The 17604-nt window shown below is 71.6% G+C and carries 9 protein-coding genes and 1 tRNA gene; 5 read left to right on the top strand and 5 right to left on the bottom strand.

Annotated elements, in window-relative coordinates; genetic code table 11:
- Window positions 1–9: 9 nt before the first annotated feature.
- Both ABZ915_RS18105 and ABZ915_RS18110 read right to left on the bottom strand, forming a co-directional pair.
- Window positions 10–441, bottom strand: a complete 432-nt coding sequence (locus ABZ915_RS18105; RefSeq protein ID WP_361803339.1) for a low temperature requirement protein A — start codon at window positions 439–441, stop codon at window positions 10–12.
- Entirely contained in the window at window positions 369–1163 is a 795-nt protein-coding gene (locus ABZ915_RS18110) for a low temperature requirement protein A (RefSeq protein WP_361803341.1), read from the bottom strand. Before ABZ915_RS18110 ends, ABZ915_RS18105 begins: the two co-directional genes overlap by 73 nt.
- 257 nt (window positions 1164–1420) lie before the next feature.
- Between ABZ915_RS18110 and ABZ915_RS18115 the strand changes: the two genes are divergently transcribed.
- The 4 genes from ABZ915_RS18115 (at window position 1421) to ABZ915_RS18130 (ending at window position 11919) form a co-directional block, all read left to right on the top strand.
- Complete coding sequence (locus ABZ915_RS18115; RefSeq protein ID WP_361803344.1) at window positions 1421–2980, top strand: aldehyde dehydrogenase family protein; 1560 nt, start codon at window positions 1421–1423, stop codon at window positions 2978–2980.
- A 196-nt stretch (window positions 2981–3176) separates the two neighbouring features.
- Window positions 3177–3261: transfer RNA gene (locus ABZ915_RS18120), tRNA-Leu, on the top strand.
- A gap of 289 nt (window positions 3262–3550) precedes the next feature.
- Window positions 3551–5272, top strand: coding sequence for a fatty acyl-AMP ligase (locus tag ABZ915_RS18125; protein WP_361803347.1), 1722 nt, complete (start codon window positions 3551–3553; stop codon window positions 5270–5272).
- Window positions 5269–11919 carry a beta-ketoacyl synthase N-terminal-like domain-containing protein gene (locus tag ABZ915_RS18130; protein WP_361803350.1) on the top strand — a complete coding sequence of 2217 codons (6651 nt, stop codon included), beginning with the start codon at window positions 5269–5271 and terminating at the stop codon, window positions 11917–11919. Before ABZ915_RS18125 ends, ABZ915_RS18130 begins: the two co-directional genes overlap by 4 nt.
- A gap of 108 nt (window positions 11920–12027) precedes the next feature.
- Here the strand turns inward: ABZ915_RS18130 and ABZ915_RS18135 are convergent, their stop codons facing one another.
- The 3 genes from ABZ915_RS18135 to ABZ915_RS18145 are packed head-to-tail and all read right to left on the bottom strand — an operon-like array spanning window position 12028 to window position 15764.
- Window positions 12028–13026 carry a substrate-binding domain-containing protein gene (locus tag ABZ915_RS18135; RefSeq protein ID WP_361803353.1) on the bottom strand — a complete coding sequence of 333 codons (999 nt, stop codon included), beginning with the start codon at window positions 13024–13026 and terminating at the stop codon, window positions 12028–12030.
- A 57-nt stretch (window positions 13027–13083) separates the two neighbouring features.
- Window positions 13084–14178: an ABC transporter permease gene (locus ABZ915_RS18140; protein WP_361803356.1), complete on the bottom strand. Its 1095-nt coding sequence runs from the start codon at window positions 14176–14178 to the stop codon at window positions 13084–13086.
- On the bottom strand, window positions 14175–15764 hold the full coding sequence (locus ABZ915_RS18145; RefSeq protein WP_361803359.1) for a sugar ABC transporter ATP-binding protein: 1590 nt from the start codon (window positions 15762–15764) through the stop codon (window positions 14175–14177). Before ABZ915_RS18145 ends, ABZ915_RS18140 begins: the two co-directional genes overlap by 4 nt.
- Window positions 15765–16403: 639 nt before the next feature.
- Here ABZ915_RS18145 and ABZ915_RS18150 point away from each other — a divergent pair.
- Window positions 16404–17462 (top strand): LacI family DNA-binding transcriptional regulator, encoded by a 1059-nt coding sequence (locus ABZ915_RS18150; protein ID WP_361803362.1) that lies wholly within the window; start codon window positions 16404–16406, stop codon window positions 17460–17462.
- Window positions 17463–17604: the final 142 nt, after the last annotated feature.

The raw sequence follows: 17604 nt of genomic DNA on the forward strand, positions 1-17604 counted from the left end.
CCGGGGACTTCAGGCGCGCGCCACGTCCAGGCCATGCCTCTCCGCCGTGCACCAGCGGGCCTCCACCGTCAGCATCGCCACCAACACCGTGACGAGGGCGACGAGTTCGACGGCCGCGGACCACCGGATGCCGAGGACCGCGGCGGTGAGGGCGACCGGTGCGGCGACCGCGCGGTGCCGCACCGGAAGCAGCCGCATCGCCCTCCTGAACGCCACATCACCGACGAGGAACAGCGCGACCCCGCCGGACAGCGCCAGCGCGGGGCCGGTGGCGAGTTCCTCGGTGAGATGCCCGAGCGTCTTCTTCACCCCGGCGGCGAGATACGCGATGCCCAGCAGCATCGGCAGGAAGGCGTAGTAGTAGGCGTTCATCGCCTGCCGCCAGCGCTGCTGCGGCGGCGTCGCCCGGAACGCGGCCTCGGCGCCCTCCTCGTCGCGCACGAAGTACGTCCACCACAGGGCGACGGCGAGCGCGAGCGCCAGGAACGCACCGCCGGCAGATCACCGATGCCGACGCCGATGGAGATCACCGACTCGCCGAACGCGACGATCAGCAGCAGTCCGTGCCGCTCCACGAAGTGCGCCGGGTCCAGGGTGCCGAGCTGGACCCGCAGGGTCGCGGCCGTACGCCCGTCCCGGCGGCCGGGGCCGTGCTCGGCCACGAACGGGGTCACGAACTGGAGCAGCAGCGCCAGCACCCACAGGCCGTCCGCCGGGAGGCCGTCGACCAGGCCGGCGGCGGTGACCAAGAGGGCGGCCAGCGCGTTCGGGACGCCGTACCAGACCGAGTCCCAGCCGTGACTGCGCGTGTACAGAGCCGTGTGCACGATCACGACGAGCAGGAAGCCGAGCCCGAACACGACGCCGGTGTCGTCGAAGACCCGCGGGATCGCCAGCGCGCACACCAGGAACGCGGCCATGCCGAGCATCAGCAGCAGACGCCGGGACGGGCGGTCGGGCGGTACCTGGTTGGTGAGGTAGGCGTAGGCGCCGTACATCCAGAACAGCACCACGAAGATCAGCGCCACGCGGCCGGCCGTCGCGAACGACAGGTCGGCGGCGAGCAGCACCGTCAGCTGGGTGAGCGTGAAGACGAAGACCAGGTCGAAGAAGAGTTCCAGGGTGGTGACCCGGCGCCCTGGTTCCTCCGTCGCGGTGTCCATTCGGTGTTCCCCCTCCGGTGATCGGTGAGCCGATCGTAGAGGGGCGCCGCGGGCCGGCCCGACGTCCCCCGGTGCGACGGTGCGGGCCAACTTCCTGGATCCGAGGACGCGTTGGCCGGCCTGCGGCTCGCGATCGCACGAGCCCGCGCTCGACGACGCAGGACACCCCGCCCGAGTCGGCGTCGAAGCGGGCTCAGGTGCCGGGGACGACTCTGGCCACACCCCGCCCCGAGCCTGCACCGAGAGCGGAGCTACCCATGGCATCCACCCCGACCACGAACCGCCCCCTCATCCTGAAACCCGGCACGTCCTGGAACGACGCCTGGCAGCGCAGCCTCTCCGTCGCCCCCGAGGCGTTCCGCGACGACCGTGTCCTGAACCTCTTCGGCGGCGCCTGGCAGCCGGACGGGCGGGCGCTGCCGGCGACCACGCCGGTCGACGGCAGCCCCATCGCCGGCGCGCCGCGCCTCGACCGGGACACCGCCCACCAGGCCGTACGCGCCTCACTCGACCAGCACCGCGCCTGGCGGCACGTCCCCCTCCCCGAACGCCGGGCCCGGATCGCGGCCACCCTGGACGCGCTGACCGAGCACCGTGACCTGCTCGCCCTGCTGCTCGTCTGGGAGATCGGCAAGCCCTGGCGGCTGGCGCGCGCGGACGTCGACCGGGCGATCGACGGCGTGCGCTGGTACGTCGACGGCATCGAGCCGATGGTCGACGGCCGCACCCCGCTGGACGGCCCCGTGTCCAACATCGCCAGCTGGAACTATCCGATGAGCGTGCTCGTTCACGCCATGCTGGTCCAGGCCCTGGCGGGCAACGCGGTCATCGCCAAGACCCCCACCGACGGCGGTGTCGCCTGCCTCACCCTGGCCTCGGCACTGGCCGCCCGCGAGGGCATTCCCGTCACCCTCGTCAGCGGCAGCGGCGGCGAGCTGTCCCAGGCGCTGGTGCGGGCGCCCGAGATCGGCTGCGTCTCCTTCGTCGGCGGGCGCGACACCGGCGCCGCGGTGGCCACGGCCGTCGCCGACCTCGGCAAGCGGCACGTCCTCGAACAGGAAGGACTCAACACCTGGGGCATCTGGAACTTCTCCGACTGGGAGGCGCTCACCGCGGTCGTCCCCAAGCTCTTCGACTACGGCAAGCAGCGCTGCACGGCCTACCCCCGCTTCGTCGTCCAGCGTGCGCTGTTCGACGAGTTCCTCGCCGCCTACCTCCCGCCGGTCCGTACGATCAGGGTCGGGCACCCGCTGGCCGTCGAGAACCCGGACGACGCGCTGCCCGAACTGGACTTCGGGCCGGTGATCAACGCGGCCAAGGCCAAGGAGCTCACGGACCATGTCGGCGAGGCAGTGGACCGCGGCGCCGTCCCGCTGCACCGGGGCAGGCTCTCCGACGCCCGCTTCCTGCCGGGCCAGGACACCTCCGCGTACGTACAGCCGGTCACCCTGCTCAATCCGCCGCCGGCGTCCCCGCTGCACCACGCGGAGCCGTTCGGCCCGGTCGACACCATCGTCCTGGTCGACACGGAGGCCGAGCTGCTGGCCGCGATGAACGCCTCCAACGGCGCCCTGGTGGCCACGCTCGCCACGGACGACCGCGCGACCTACGACCGGCTGGCACCGCAGATCCGGGCGTTCAAGGTCGGCCACGGCAAGCCGCGCTCGCGCGGTGACCGCGACGAGCTCTTCGGCGGGTTCGGCGCGTCCTGGCGCGGCGCCTTCGTCGGCGGCGAGCTCCTGGTGCGCGCGGTCACGCAGGGCCCGGCCGGGGAACGGCTGCCCGGGAACTTCCCGGACTACCAGCTCCTGCCCTGACGAACGGCCGCGGGGCGCCCCGCACCACCGGAGAGTGAGCCGAAGTTCACCCGTTGTGAAGGTGCGGGACCGTGGGGGCGCCGGCTCCCGTGGTCCTGCCCACACGGCAGATATGCAGGTGAAACGCACTCCGAAACCTTGGTATTGTTGTCCATGTCGCCGCGGGGAAGACCCCCGGCAAGGCGGCGGACACCTGGTCCGGGTGGCGGAATGGCAGACGCGCTAGCTTGAGGTGCTAGTGCCCTTTATCGGGCGTGGGGGTTCAAGTCCCCCCTCGGACACTGATCAACTGATCGTATTCCCGACTTGTGCGGGTCGAGCTGAGCCTCGGCCCGCACAAGCTGTTTTTGCGGGTCGTAGGTGAGCTTGAGGCCGGTGTCCGGCCCTGCACCGCCTCCACGGACCACGTGATCGCGCGCGCCTATACTGACGGGCAGATGCTCCTGGCGGCCGAGCCGCCGCCCCGGTCCCGCAGTCCGCCGGGCCTTCGGTGTGCGGGTGAGGCGTGGCTGCCTGTCAGTCCGCAGCTTCAACGACCGGTGAGGCCAGGCGATTTTGGGTGACACGCAGATGCCAGTGGTGGAAAGCCGTTCCCCTGAGCCCACGTTACCGACCGATCTGCGGCTGCTGACCAGCTACCTCTTCGACAAGTCCGGTTCGGACGCCCCCGCGTTCACCTTTCTCGACTACGCGACGGACCTCGACGGCATCGAGCACACGATGTCGTGGGCGGAGCTGGCGGAGCGGGTCCGTACCGTCGCCGCCGCGCTGAACAGGCTCACCGGGCGCGGTCAGCGGGTGGCGATCCTGGCGCCGCAGGATCTGACCTATGTGGTCGGGTTTCTCGGAGCCCTGCACGCGGGAACCATCGCCGTGCCGCTGTTCGCACCGGAAGTGACCCGGCACAGCGAGCGGTTGGTCCACGTCCTGTCCGACTGCGCGCCCGAGGTGTGGCTGACATCGTCGGACGCTCTCGAAGGGGTACGCGCGCTCGCGGAGAACACCTCGGTCCCGAAGCCGAAGCAGATCATCGCCGTGGACGAACTGTCCCAGTCGGCCGGTGAGTTCACGGCCCCCGCCATCGGCCTCGACGAACCCGCGTATCTGCAGTACACCTCCGGGTCCACGCGTGATCCGGCCGGCGCGGTGATCACGCATCGTGCCGTGGTGGCCAACACGTGGCAGGCCGCGACCGCGTACGGGGCGGGTGCGGAGCGGGTCGTCGCCGGGTGGATCCCGTTCTTCCACGACATGGGGCTGGTCCAGTTGCTCGCCGCGCCGGTCTTCGCCGGGATCCGGTCGGTGTTCATGACCCCGGTCGCCTTCCTGAAACGCCCGGTGCGCTGGCTGCGGGCCATGTCGGGAATGCCCGACGTCATGTCGGCCGCTCCGGACTTCGCCTTCGAGTACGCGGCCCGCAAGACCGGTGACGCCGACCGTGCGGGCCTGGACCTCTCCGGTGTGCGGGCGCTCATCACCGGCAGCGAGCCGGTGCGGGCCGCCACCATCGCCCGGTTCCAGCAGGCGTTCGGTCCGCACGGTCTGGCGCCCCATGTGCTGCGCCCGTCCTACGGCCTGGCCGAGGCGACCGTCTTCGTCACGGCTACCGGTGAAGAGGGCCCGGTGGTGACCGCGTTCGACCGCGCGGCGCTTGCCGAGGACCGTGTCGTGCCGGTCGGACCGGGGACGCCCGGAGCACTGGAACTGGTCGCTGCCGGACGGCCGGTCAGCCAGAGCGTCCACATAGTCCACCCGGAACGGCTCGTCCCTCTCCCCGAGGGAAGCGTCGGCGAGATCTGGGTCGACGGCCCCAATGTGGCGGACGGCTACTGGCAGCAGCCCGAGCGGAGCGAGGAGACCTTCGGCGGACGACGCGGCGACGTGCCCGGCAGGTGGCTGCGTACCGGCGACCTCGGAACGATCCACGACGGACTGCTCTACGTCACCGGCCGGATCAAGGACCTCATCATCATCGACGGCAGGAATCACTACCCGCAGGACATCGAGCTCACCGTGGCCGACGCCCACCCGGCGATCCGGCCCGGGGGCGTGGCCGCGTTCCCCGTGCACGACGCGTCCGGCGCGGAAGGCGCCGCCGTGGTGGCCGAGTACCGTCGCGGCGGCGAGGCGGACGACGCCGAGATCGGCCGGGCGGTACGGCGGGCGGTCGCGGCGCGGCACGACGTCAGGCTGCGTGGCCTCAAACTGGTCCGGGTCGGCGCGGTGCCGCGCACCTCGAGCGGCAAAGTCGCCCGGGCCGCGACCCGGCAGCGCCACTGGGAGCAGACATGACGACCGGTGCCGGCCCCTTGCGGCGATGGATCGTCGCACGGGTCGCCGAAGCCTGCTTCCTGGACGAGGACGAGGTCGACCCGAGCCTGCCGTTACAGGACTTCGGACTGTCCTCACGCGATGCCGTCGAGCTCTCCGGGGAGCTGGAGGAACTCCTCGGACGCGCCCTGCCGACGACGCTCCTGTGGGACCACCCGAGCATCGACCGGCTCGTCGACGCACTGACCGATGCACAGGACGGTGCCGGCGACGAACAGGGTGAGACGTCCGGCTCTCCCGATCCGTCCGGGGACCCGATCGCCGTGGTCGGCCTAGGCTGCCGGCTGCCCGGCGGTGTGCGGGGGCCGGAGCAGTTCTGGCGCCTGCTCACCGAAGGCCGGGACGCCGTGGCGGAGGTTCCGGCCGCCCGCTGGGCCGAGTACGGGCCGGTGCCGGAGCGCGTGACGCGGCGGGGTGGGTTCCTGGACGACGTCGCGGGGTTCGACGCGGAGTTCTTCGGCATCGAGCCGGGCGAGGCCGCCCGGATGGATCCGCAGCAGCGCATGCTCCTGGAGGTCGCCTGGGAGGCGCTGGAGCACGCCGGGATCGCACCCCGGACGCTGAGCGGCAGCGCGACCGGCGTGTTCGTCGGCATCAGCGGCACCGAGTACGGCGCTCGGTCGATCGGCGACATCCGCGCCGTGGACCCGTGGACGGCCACCGGCGCGGCGCCGGCGATCGCCGCGAACCGCCTGTCCTATGCGTTCGACCTGCGCGGTCCGAGCCTCTCCGTGGACACGGCGTGTTCGTCGTCGCTGGTCGCGGTGCACCTGGCGGTGCGCAGCCTTCAGTCGGGTGAATGCGATCTCGCCCTGGTCGGCGGCGCGAACCTGCTGCTCGGACCAGGGATCACGGCGTGCTTCGACGAGATGGGCGTCAGCTCGGCGGACGGACGCTGCAAGCCGTTCTCGGCCGACGCCGACGGGATCGTACGCGCCGAGGGCGTGGGCGTGGTCGTCCTCAAACGGCTTTCGGAGGCAACTGCGGCGGGTGACCGCGTGCTGGCGCGGATCCGCGGAACCGCGACCAACTCCGACGGCCGCTCGGGCGGGCTGACCGCGCCCCACACCGAAGCGCAGCGGGCACTTCTGCGCGCGGCCTACCGGCAGGCCGGGATCGATCCGTCCACGACGGACTACGTCGAGGCACACGGCACGGGAACACTGCTCGGCGACCCGATCGAGGCTCGCGCGCTCGGTACGGTGCTGGGCGCCGGGCGCCGGCGGCCGCTCCTGCTCGGATCCGTCAAGAGCAACCTCGGACACCTCGAGGCCGCCGCCGGCATCGTAGGGCTGATCAAGACGGTGCTGGCGCTGCACCACCGGCTCGTCCCACCGACCCTCCACCACTCGGCTCCCCACCCGCACATACCGTTCGGTGATCTCGGCCTGTCCGTGGTGGACTCGGTCCGGCCCTGGCCCACCACCGGCCGTCCCGCGCTCGCCGGGGTCTCCGGCTTCGGCTTCGGCGGCACCAACGCCCACGTGGTCCTGGAGCAGGAAGGCCTGGAGCAGGAAAGCCTGGAGCAGGAAAGCCTGGAGCAGGAAGGCCTGGAGCAGGAACGCTTGGAGCGGGAAAGCGGCGCGGGACTCCCGCACGGCACCCGGCCGTGGGCGGCCCGGCGCAGGTTTCTGCTGGGCGCGGCCAGTGAGGGCAGGCTGCGGGAGAATGCGAGGGCGCTGGCCGAGTGGGTGGAGGGCACCCAGGCCGAACCGGCGGACATCGAGTACACGCTGGCCCGCCGGCTCGGGGGCCGGCACAGGGCCGCGGTCGTGGCGCGGAGCCGTCAGGAACTGGTCGAGGGGCTTTTGGCGCCGGCCCCCGAGAACGTGCCCGCGCCCGCGCAGGGGCCGGTGTTCGTCTTCTCCGGGCACGGGTCGCAATGGGCGGGCATGGGCCGGCAACTGCTCGCGGAAGAACCGGTGTTCGCCGCCGCCGTCGACCGGCTCGACCCGGTCGTCCGGGCCGAGGCCGGGTTCTCCTTGCGGGACGACCTGCTTGCCGGTGTCGAGGCGACCACGATGGACCACGTCCAGCCGATGGTGTTCGGCGTCCAGGTGGCGCTGGCGGAGCTGTGGCGGCACTACGGCGTCCGCCCGGCCGCGGTCATCGGTCACTCCTTCGGCGAAGTGGCGGCGGCGGTCGTCGCGGGGGCGCTCACCGAAGCCGACGGAGCCCGTGTGGTCGCGCTGCGCTCCAGGCTGCTGGCCTCGCTCGCCGGCGACGGGGCCATGGCACTACTGGAGGCCGGCGCCTGCGAGGTGGCCGAGCTGTCGGCACACGAGTCCGGTGTGAGCATCGCCGTGCTGTCCTCACCAGGGCAGACGGTCATCGCGGGCAGACCTGCGCCGGTAAGCCGCATCATGGCCCGAGTGGAGGCCGACGGTAGGCTTGCCCACCTGGTCAAGCTCGATGTCGCCGCGCACTCCTGCCTCGTCGACCCCGTCACTCCGGCGCTGGTCGACGGCTTGACCGGGATCGTCGTGAAGCCTGCCGCAATTCCCGTGTACAGCACGGTCGTCGACGGCGAGCCTGCCTTCGACCCCGATTACTGGGCCCAGAACCTGCGCAATCCCGTGCGGTTCTCGACGGCCGTGGCCGCGGCCGCGCAGAACGGCTTCGGCACGTTCGTCGAGCTGTCACCGCATCCCGTGCTGCGGCACGCCCTGTCCGACAACCTCGCCGACCGTTCCGACGCGCTGGTGCTGTCGAGCCTGCGCAACTGTCCCGACGAGGCCGGGTACTTCCACCGTCAGCTCGCCACCCTCGAACTCGCCGCCCAGGCCGAACCGCCGCGCGAGGGCCGGATCACCGACGTTCCCACGACCCGCTGGCGCCACACCCGGCACTGGCTCCCCGTCCCTGCCGCGGCGCCAACCACCCTTGCCGGGGCGCCCCTTGCCTCTGCCGCGGCGCCCCCTGCCTCTGCCGCGCTGCCCACGGACGGGCACCCGCTGCTCGGTGTCCACACCGAACTCCCCGATGACGGCAGGCACGTGTGGCGGGCGGACCTCGGCACGGCCGCGCACCCATGGCTCGCCGACCACCGCCTCGACGATCGCCCCGTACTGCCCGGCCCGGTCTACCTGGAGATGGCGGCCGCCGCGGCGAGCACGGCCTTCGGTGCCCCGGTCGAACACATCGCGCTACGTGACGTCACGACGCACCGGCCGCTCGCTCTCGACGACCACACCACCGTCACCACGACGTTCGCAGGCGGCACGATCCACGTGCACACCAAGGCGGCGGACGGTACGTGGCTGCTTCACGCGAGCGCCGGAGCGGCCGTCGCCGGACCTGAACGCCCCGAGGCGTGTGTGCCGACAGTGGACGACAGCGAGTTCCTGCCCGTCTCGAGCGCCGACCTCCACCGGCGGCTTCGCCTCCTCGGCGTGAGCTACGGACCTGGGTTCACCGGGATGAGCAGCCCTCGGCTCAGCAGGGGCGCCGGCGACCGGCGCGTGCGTGCTGTCGCCGATGTCGCCCTGCCTGAGGGCACCACCTGGCGTCCCGGGCTGCGTCTGCACCCCGCCCTGGTCGAGTCGTGCCTGCAGGTGTTCGCCGCCGCGTTGCACGATCCGGACGCCACGACCGTGTGGATGCCCGTCGAGTACGGCACCGTGCGCGGCTACGGCGACCTCACCCGGGGCACACAGGTACACGCCTGGCTCGCCGAGGACGATGAGGACGATCACGACGGCGGCCGGACCGGGGAGGTGCGCCTCGTCGACGAGCAGGGACAGGTCCTGCTGGAAATGACGGGTGTGGTCGTGCGCGCCGTCCAGCACACCGAGATCGCGGCTCCGCTGACCGCGAAGCTCTTGGCAGCGGTGTGGCGGCCGACGCCCCTTGCGGGCTCCGTCCGGGGGGACGCCCACTGGGCGCGTCGCATCGCCGGCGAGTCGATCCTTGTGCTCAGCGAGCGGCCGACGCCGCTCGCCGCCGCGCTCGGCGCACGGCAGGGCGGCTACGGCACGAGGCCGGACGCCGGTGCGGTGCTGTTCGTACTGCCGCACCTGGCCGGCCTCGCCGACGCCGAGCGGGCCGTGCTCGCCGTCGCCGACGCGACCCGCGAGCTGGCGGAATCGAACCGGCCACCGCGGTTGCTGCTGGTGACCACGGGCGCGTTCGCCGTCGGTCCGGGCGAGACCGGGAACCCCGCAGGCGCGTCCCTGCGCGGGCTGGTGCGGGTGCTGGCCTGCGAGCGTCCCGAACTACGCCTGGGAATCGTCGATCTCGATCCCCTGTGGACGAGCGACGAGGCGGCTGCCGCACTGCGGCAGGAACTGGCCTCGGGCACCGACGACGAGGTGGCGTGGCGGTCGGGTGTACGGCACGCGCGCCGACTGGACCGGCTGCCCGAAGCCCGCCCGGCCACTTCCCCGCTCGTGCGCCGCGACGGCGGATATGTCATCACCGGCGGTCTCGGCGGTCTCGGCATCTTCCTGGCCGGCCGGCTCGCCCACCAGGGCGTGGGCAAGATCGTCCTCAACGGGCGCTCTCCGGCCGCGCCGACCGTGGCCGAGGCCATCGACAAGATCACTGAACGCGGCACCGAAGTCGAGGTGATACTGGGGGATATCGCCGAAGCAGGTGTCGCCGAACGTCTGATGGCCGCCGCGGGGAGGGTGCGGGGCGTGATCCACGCCGCCGCGGTGTTCGACGATCACCCCACGATCCGCCTGGACGCCGAGACCCTGCACCGGTCCTGGCTGCCCAAGGCCTACGGCGCGTGGCGGCTGCACGAGGTGACGCGCGACCTCGACCTCGACTGGTGGCTCGGGTTCTCCTCCGTGGCCGCACTGCACGGCCTGCCCGGCCAGCCCGCCTACGCGACCGGCAACGCATATCTCGACGCGCTGGCCGAGATGCGGCGCGCACAGGGCTTGCCCGGCACGTCCATCGCGTGGGGCGCGTGGGCCGAGATCGGAGCCGTGGCCGGGCTGGACATCCCGTGGCTGCACCCGATCCGCCCGGCTGAGGCTCTGGAGGTGCTCACCGCGGCACTCGGCCAGGACCTGGCGCAGGTCGGTGCGTTGCGCCTGAACACTCCCGCACTGGTCACCGCCTTCCCCCAGCTGGCGCAAGTGCCGTTCTTCGAGCCGCTGCTGCGTCCCTACGCCGACTCCTCGGACGACTGGGCCGGCGTCGCGTGGCTGCGCGGACTCTCCCCCGAAGCGGCACGGGCGGCCGCCTCGTCGCAACTGCGGTCGCGGATCGCGTCCGTGCTGGGCCACCCGCCGGACTCGCTGGACATCACCGCACCGCTGCCCGCGCTGGGTCTCGACTCGCTGCTGGCGGTTCGCGTCCGCCACGCCGTCCAGCACGACTTCGACGTGACGCTGCCGGTCTCCCTGCTCCTTCGTGGTGCGAGCGCTCTCGAGACCGAGCAGTGGCTGTTCGGTGCATTGGACCTGAACGAATCGGACCTGAACGAATCGGACCGGGGCGAATCGGGCCGGAAAGAATCGCACGGGAGCGAATCGAACCTGGACGAAGGGGACCTGAGTGACGGCAGCGTCCCGGTGGCCCCGGCGATCGAGCCGCGCGACTCCGCCGAGCGGCTCGTCGCCGGAGTCTGGCGGGACGTGCTCGGCGTGGAGGTCGGCGTCACGAAGGACTTCCACGAGGCCGGCGGTGACCGGAGCCGGGCCGGGCGCATCGCGGCGCTGCTCACCGAACGCGGCGGCCGCGAGCTGACCACCACCGAACTCTTCGAGCACCCGACCATCGAGCGAATGGCGGTGTACCTGCGCGAGGAGGAGCACGGCGGGCCGTCGCCGCGGGTGTTGCGGGGCGAGGGCACGAAGACGCCGCTGTTCCTCTTCCACCCCGGCGGCGGCGACACGGTCGTCTACACACAGCTGACGCGGTTGCTCGATCCGGACATCCCGGTGTACGGGTTCGACCGGATCGACGGCGTTCCCGCGGTGGAGGAACGGGTCCGGCAGTACCTGCCCGAGCTGCGGGCGGTGCAGCCGCACGGCCCGTACCGGCTGGCCGGCTGGTCGTTCGGCGGGTCCCTCGCGTTCGAAGCGGCGCAACAGTTGCGGCGGGCCGGCGGCGAGCGGGTCGAGGCGTTGATGCTGATCGATTCGATCATCCCGCTGCCCTGCCCCACCGGACTGTCCGATGCCGAACTCGCCGAAAAGCAGTTCGAACGATTCGTCGAGTTCCTCGAGACCACCTACGCGCTGACGATCTCGCTGCCCTACGAGCGGCTGGCGGGCCTGGACGACGAGGCGCAGATACAACTGGTCGTCGATACGATGAGAGCGGAGGGCCTGGTCAACAGCGCGGTCAGCGACGCGATCCTGAACCATCAGCGGACGTCCCTCCTGGATGCCCGAGCGCTGGAACGCTACACACCGCGCCCCTACGACGGTCCGGTGTCGTTCCTCAGCGCGACGGACCCCACGCCGGGCGGCCTGCGCGACCACCGGTTCGACCGGCGAGACCCGGCCCGCAGCTGGGACGCGGTGTGCTCGAACCTCGACGTGAGCACCGTGCCCGGGCACCACCTGTCACTGCTCGACCCGCCGCACGTCGACTCGGTCGCCCGGCGGCTCGACGCCATCCTGGCAGGCGGGAGTTCCAGGCCGTCCTGAACGGTGCATCCAGGAAAGGCCGAGGGGCCCGTCCTGTGGATCGGGCCCCTCGAAAGGTGTGCGCGGCCGACCCCCAGCCGGCCTGCCGGGGGTCGGGGTCGGTCGGGGTCAGCCGATCTTGCCCGACATGTCGTACTGCTTGTAGACGGCCGCCGCGTTGTCCTTGGTGATCCTGGTGGTCTTCAGCGTCTGCTTCTTGGCGACGGTCTTCCCGTGGGCGATGGCCTCGGCGGTCTCCGCCGCCTGCTGGGCGCCGGTCGGGTAGATGAAGGTGGTGTACATCTGGCCGAGCTGCACGGCGCGGATGCCGCCGGTCGGGATGGCGAGCCCGTCGATGCCGACGAACTTGATGCCGTCGGCCCGGCCGGCGCCGCGGGCCGCGAGGACGGCGCCGAGGGCCATGTCGTCGTTCTCACCGTAGATGAGGTCGATCTTCTTGTCCTGGGAGAGCCACCGCTGCGTGATCGTGGTGGCGTTGGCCTTCAGCCACTTCGCCTCCTGGTGGTGCGTGATGTTGATGTGGTGTCCGGCGATGGCGTCTCTGAAGCCCTTGTCGCGGTCGATCTGCGGCTGGGCGGACAGGGCCCCCTGCAGCTCGGCCACGTTGCCGCCGTGCGGCAGGGCCTGCACCGCCGCCTCACCGGCGAGCTTGCCGATCTTGTAGTTGTCGCCGCCGATGAAGGACGTGTAGCAGTCGGTGTTCACCGTGCGGTCCAGGACGATGACCGGGATGTGCGCGGTGCAGGCCTGCTGCACGGCGGCGGTCAGCGGGGCCGGCTCGTTGGGCGAGAGGATCAGGACGTCGACCTTCTGCTGGACGAAGTTCTGCACCTGGCTGACCTGGGTGGCACTGTCCTGGTGCGCGTCGGTGATGGGCAGCAGCTTGAGGTCCGGGTACTTCTTCACGAAGTACTCGAGCTGCGCGTTGAGCTGGGCGCGGTACGGCTCGGCGTTGTTGGACTGGGAGTAGCCGACCACGAACTGCTTCTTGCCGCTGTCCGAGCCGGCGCTGGTGGAGCTCGGCGCGTGCGCGGAGCAGGAGGTGAGGGCGGCGACGGTGGCGACCGCGGCGGTGACGGCCAGTGAGGCGCGACGGCGGATCGACATGGCGGACTCCTTGCGTGGGTGAGCGTGGGTGGTACGGGGGGTGGGTACGCGGGAAGGTCAGGCGCGGGTGCGCAGCCGCCGCAGCGGCTCGGTGAGCGGCTTGAGGAAGCCCGGGCGCTGCAGTACGACGGCCACGACGACGATGAGGCCCTTGATGATCATCTGCATGTTGTCGCTGATCGCGTTGAGGCCCAGGATGTTGTCGAGCAGGGTGAGGATCAGCGCGCCGACGGCGGTGCCGGTGATGGTGCCCTTGCCGCCGGCCAGGCTGGTGCCGCCGATGACGGCCGCGGCGATGGCGTCCAGCTCGTAGGAGGTGCCGGCCAGCGGGTCGGCCGAGGCGCTGTACGCGGCGTCGATGGGACCGGCGAAGCCCGCCAGCAGGCCGCAGAGCGTGAAGACGGTGATGATCACCAGGTTGACGTTGATCCCGGAGAGCCGGGCCGCGGTGGGGTTGCCGCCCACGGCGTACACATGCCGTCCGAACCGGGTCCTGGAGAGCACCAGTTGCACCACGACGCAGACGCCGACGAACGCGATCACCGGGTAGCCGATGCCCCCGATCAGGGTGTGACCCGGGGTGCCCAGCGCGGCGAAGGCGGAGGCCTTGGCCGTGAGATGGCCGCCCGGGTCCACCAGTTGCACCCCGACGGCCACGTTGTCGCTCATCTGCCGGTCGATGCCGCGCACCACCGAGAGCATGGCCAGGGTCATCACGAAGGACTGGATGCGCAGCCAGGTGGTGCCGATCCCGTTGAGGAGACCGAAGAACGCGCCCACCAGCGCACACACCGGGACGATCACCCAGGGCGACAGCCCGTGGTGGACCAGCAGCATCGCCGCCGTCATGGAACCGATGCCCAGCACCGAACCCACGGACAGGTCGATCCCCGCGGTGAGGATGACCAGGGTGACGCCGACGGCGAGGATGCCGCGCGAGGCGAAGGCGGTGACGGCGTTGGTGAGGTTGTCCTGGTTCCAGAAGATCTCGCCCTTGGTGACGATGCCCACGGCGACCACCAGCAGCAGGCCGATGTAGCTCTGCAGTGAGCCGAGCGGCGGCAGGGCCCCCAGCAGGCGCCCGCCCAGCGTCTGGAGGTTCTCGCCGGTCCCGGCGGCGGTGTCCCGGGCCGGTGGGAGTGTCTTGCTCATTTCTCTTCCTCGTTCTCGTCCGCCGGTGGTCCGGCCACAACGTTCTGCCGTGCCATCGCCGCGGTGAGGATGGCCTCCTGGGTCGCGGCCGGCCCGCGGGCCGGGTCGCGGTGGAACTCGCCGGTCAGCCGCCCCTCGCAGAGCACGATGATCCGGTCGCACATGCCGATCAGCTCCGGAAGCTCGGAGGAGACGGCGATGATCGCGGTGCCCCGGGCCGCGAGGGAGTCCATCAGGGCGTGGATCTCCGCCTTGGCCCCGACGTCGATGCCCCGCGTCGGCTCGTCCAGCAGCAGCACCGAGGGCTCGGTGAGCAGGCACTTGGCCAGCACCACCTTCTGCTGGTTGCCGCCGGAGAGGGTGCCGACCACGGCGTCCAGGCTGTGCGTCTTGGTGCGCAGCTCCTCGACCTTCTCGGCCGCGGCGGCCTTCTCCCGGCGGGCGTCGACGGTGCGCCACGGCCTGAGGTAGCGGTCGAGGGCGGCCAGGGTGGCGTTGAACCGCACCGTGTTGCCGATCACCAGGCTCTGGGCCTTGCGGTCCTCGGCGACCAGAGCGAAGCCCCTGCGGATCGCGGCCCGGGGGGTGCGCGGGGTGTACGGGCGGTCGCCCAGCATGAACTCGCCCCGGACCCCGTCGCCGGCCCCGAAGAGGGCCTCCAGCACCTCGCTGCGCCCGGCGCCCATCAGCCCGGCGACGCCGAGGATCTCCCCGGCCCGCACCTCGAGGTCCACCGAGCGCAGCGGTGTACGGGTGCTGGCCGGCGGGGGAGCGCTCGACAGGCCCTTGACGCTCAGCCGCACCGAGCCGTCGGAACGCTGCTCCGGGGCCCTGGGGAACAGCTCCCCCAGCGGCCGGCCGACCATCAGCCGCACCAGCTCGGCGCGATCGGTGCCGGCCACCGGGCGGCTGCCCGCGAAGGTGCCGTCGCGCAGCACGGTCGCCGAGTCGGCGATCTCCTCCAGCTCCTCCAGCCGGTGGGAGATGTAGATCAGCCCGACGCCGCGGGCCGCCAGCCGGCGGATGACGGTGAACAGCCGTTCCACCTCGGCCTCGGCGAGCGCGGACGTCGGCTCGTCCAGCACCAGGATCCGCAGGGTGCCGTTCAGCGCCTTGGCCACCTCGACGAGCTGCTGCTCGGCGATGCGGCAGTCGCGGACCAGCCGCTGCGGGGGCAGGTCGAGGCCGAGGTCGGCCAGCAGCTCCGTGGTGCGGGCGTGCATCGCCGTGCGGTCCAGGGTGCCGCGTGCGGTGCGCAGTTCGCGGCCGAGGAAGACGTTGTCGGACATGGACAGCTCGGGGACCAGGTTGAGTTCCTGGTGGATCATCGCGATGCCGTGCTGCTGGGCCTGCTTCGGCGAGTGGATCCGTACCGGCGCGCCGTCGATCTCGATGGTGCCCTGGTAGTCGGTGTGCACCCCGGCGAGGATGTTCATCAGCGTCGACTTGCCGGCGCCGTTCTCGCCGAGCAGTGCCACGACCTCGCCGGGGTGGACGGTCAGTTCGACGTCGTTGAGTACCCGGACGCCCGGGAACTCCTTGCTGATGCCCCGCATGTGCAGCAGGGCGGGCGGTGCGTCGCTCATGCCGCGCCGTCCGTGTTCATCCGCGCCATCGCGGGCCTCCCTATGGTGGACAGGTGTAGTGGGTGAGAAATCGATTTCTTGAGTCCTGGCGAGCAGGACGGGGACACGGAATCCTGGCGAGCAGGAACGTGGCATATGCGGGCAAGTGGGAACCAGGGCGGACGGCGGAGCGCGTTCCCCGGTGAACTACGGGAGCATCAGCAGGCTCTGCGCGCCGGGCGGCACCTCGGCAGGCCGTACCGGCCGCGGCCACTTAAGTCCGGGGGTGAGCCGTCGCTCACCTGCTCGGGTGAGATGACGGCTCGGTGCCCGGCGTCCCGCGGCATCGCGGCGCGCCGCTGCGCGGCGTGGGCGATGTGCTCGGTCATGCGTGCCATGAAGGTGGCCTCCGGAACGACGGGAGAAATCGATTTCAAAAATACGCACACCATCCTCCCTCTGTGAAGGGGTGGGATGGCCAAGGACGTACCCCCTTACAGGGGACTGGCGTCCGGCGACTCCTTGAAATCCTTTTCAGCGAAACGTAGGGTTTGCCTCAGAGGGTGTCAAGAGTCGCGTGCAAGTCGGCCGCAGCGGGGCGGCGTTGACCCGGCATCCGCGAGCGTGGCCCCTGGTGGCCAAGGAGGGGTCGAAGGACCTATGACGACGATCAACGACGTGGCCCAGGCCGCCGGAGTCTCCCCGGCCACGGTCTCCCGGGTCTTCAATGGGGGCCGCGTCACGGCCGAGCGCGCCGAACGGGTCCGGCGCGCGGCGGCCGAGCTGGGCTTCGCCCCCAACCGGGTCGCCCGTTCGCTGCGCATGCAGCGCAGCAGTGTCATCGGACTGATCATCCCGGACATCGAGAACCTGTTCTTCACCGCGCTGGCCCGCGGCGTCGAGGACGCGGCCCAGCAGACCAACCTCTCGGTGGTGCTGTGCAACACCGACGAGAACGTCGACAAGGAGCGGCGCTACCTGGACATCGCGGTCGCGGAGCAGATGGCGGGTGTCGTCGTGGCCGCCGCGTCCCGCAGCCGCACCGACCTGTCCGCGCTCGAGGGTCGCCGCATCCCGGTGGTCGCGGTGGACCGCCGCCTGCGCGGAACCGAGGTGGACGCCGTGCTGGTGGACAACGAGGAGGGCAGCGAGGCGGCCACCGCGCACCTGCTGGCTCAGGGCTACCGGCGGATCGCCTGCATCACCGGCCCGCAGGGCGCCTCCACCTCGGAGGAGCGGCTGGCCGGCTACCGCCGGGCGCTCCAGGACTTCCTCGGTGACGACCCGGATGCCGCGCCCAAGGACGTGGACCTGCTGCGCGACTACACCCGCCACGCCGACTTCAAGGTCGAGGGCGGGCGCAAGGCCATGGCCGACCTGCTCGCGGCGCCGCAGCGGCCGGACGCGGTCTTCGCGGCCAACAACCTGATGGCCGTCGGGGCACTACAGGCGGTGCACGACGCCGGTCTGGAACCACCGGAGATCGGCGTGCTGTCGTTCGGCGAGGTGCCCTGGGCGCCGCTGGTACGGCCCAGCCTGACCACGATGCAGCTGCCCTCGTACGACCTGGGGTGGACGGCGGCCAACCTGCTGCTGGACCGCATCGCCGGGAAGAACGACCCGCTGCGCACAGTGGTGCTGCGCAGCTCCCTCCAGGTCAGGGAGAGCACCGCCGGGCCGACGGCCCGCGGTCCCCGGCCGGCGGGCCGCCGGCAGTGAGGCGACCGCCTCGGTTCGTCCAGCAGTTCGTCAGCCGTCGACTCCCCCCTCGGACACTTCTCGGAAGGGCACCGACCGGTCGACGGCCGGCACGCTTCGGCAGGCTCGGTCCCTCAGCCCGGGAGCTCTCAGCCCGGGTCCT

The organism is Streptomyces sp. NPDC046915, assembly GCF_040644935.1.
Classification (GTDB): domain Bacteria; phylum Actinomycetota; class Actinomycetes; order Streptomycetales; family Streptomycetaceae; genus Streptomyces.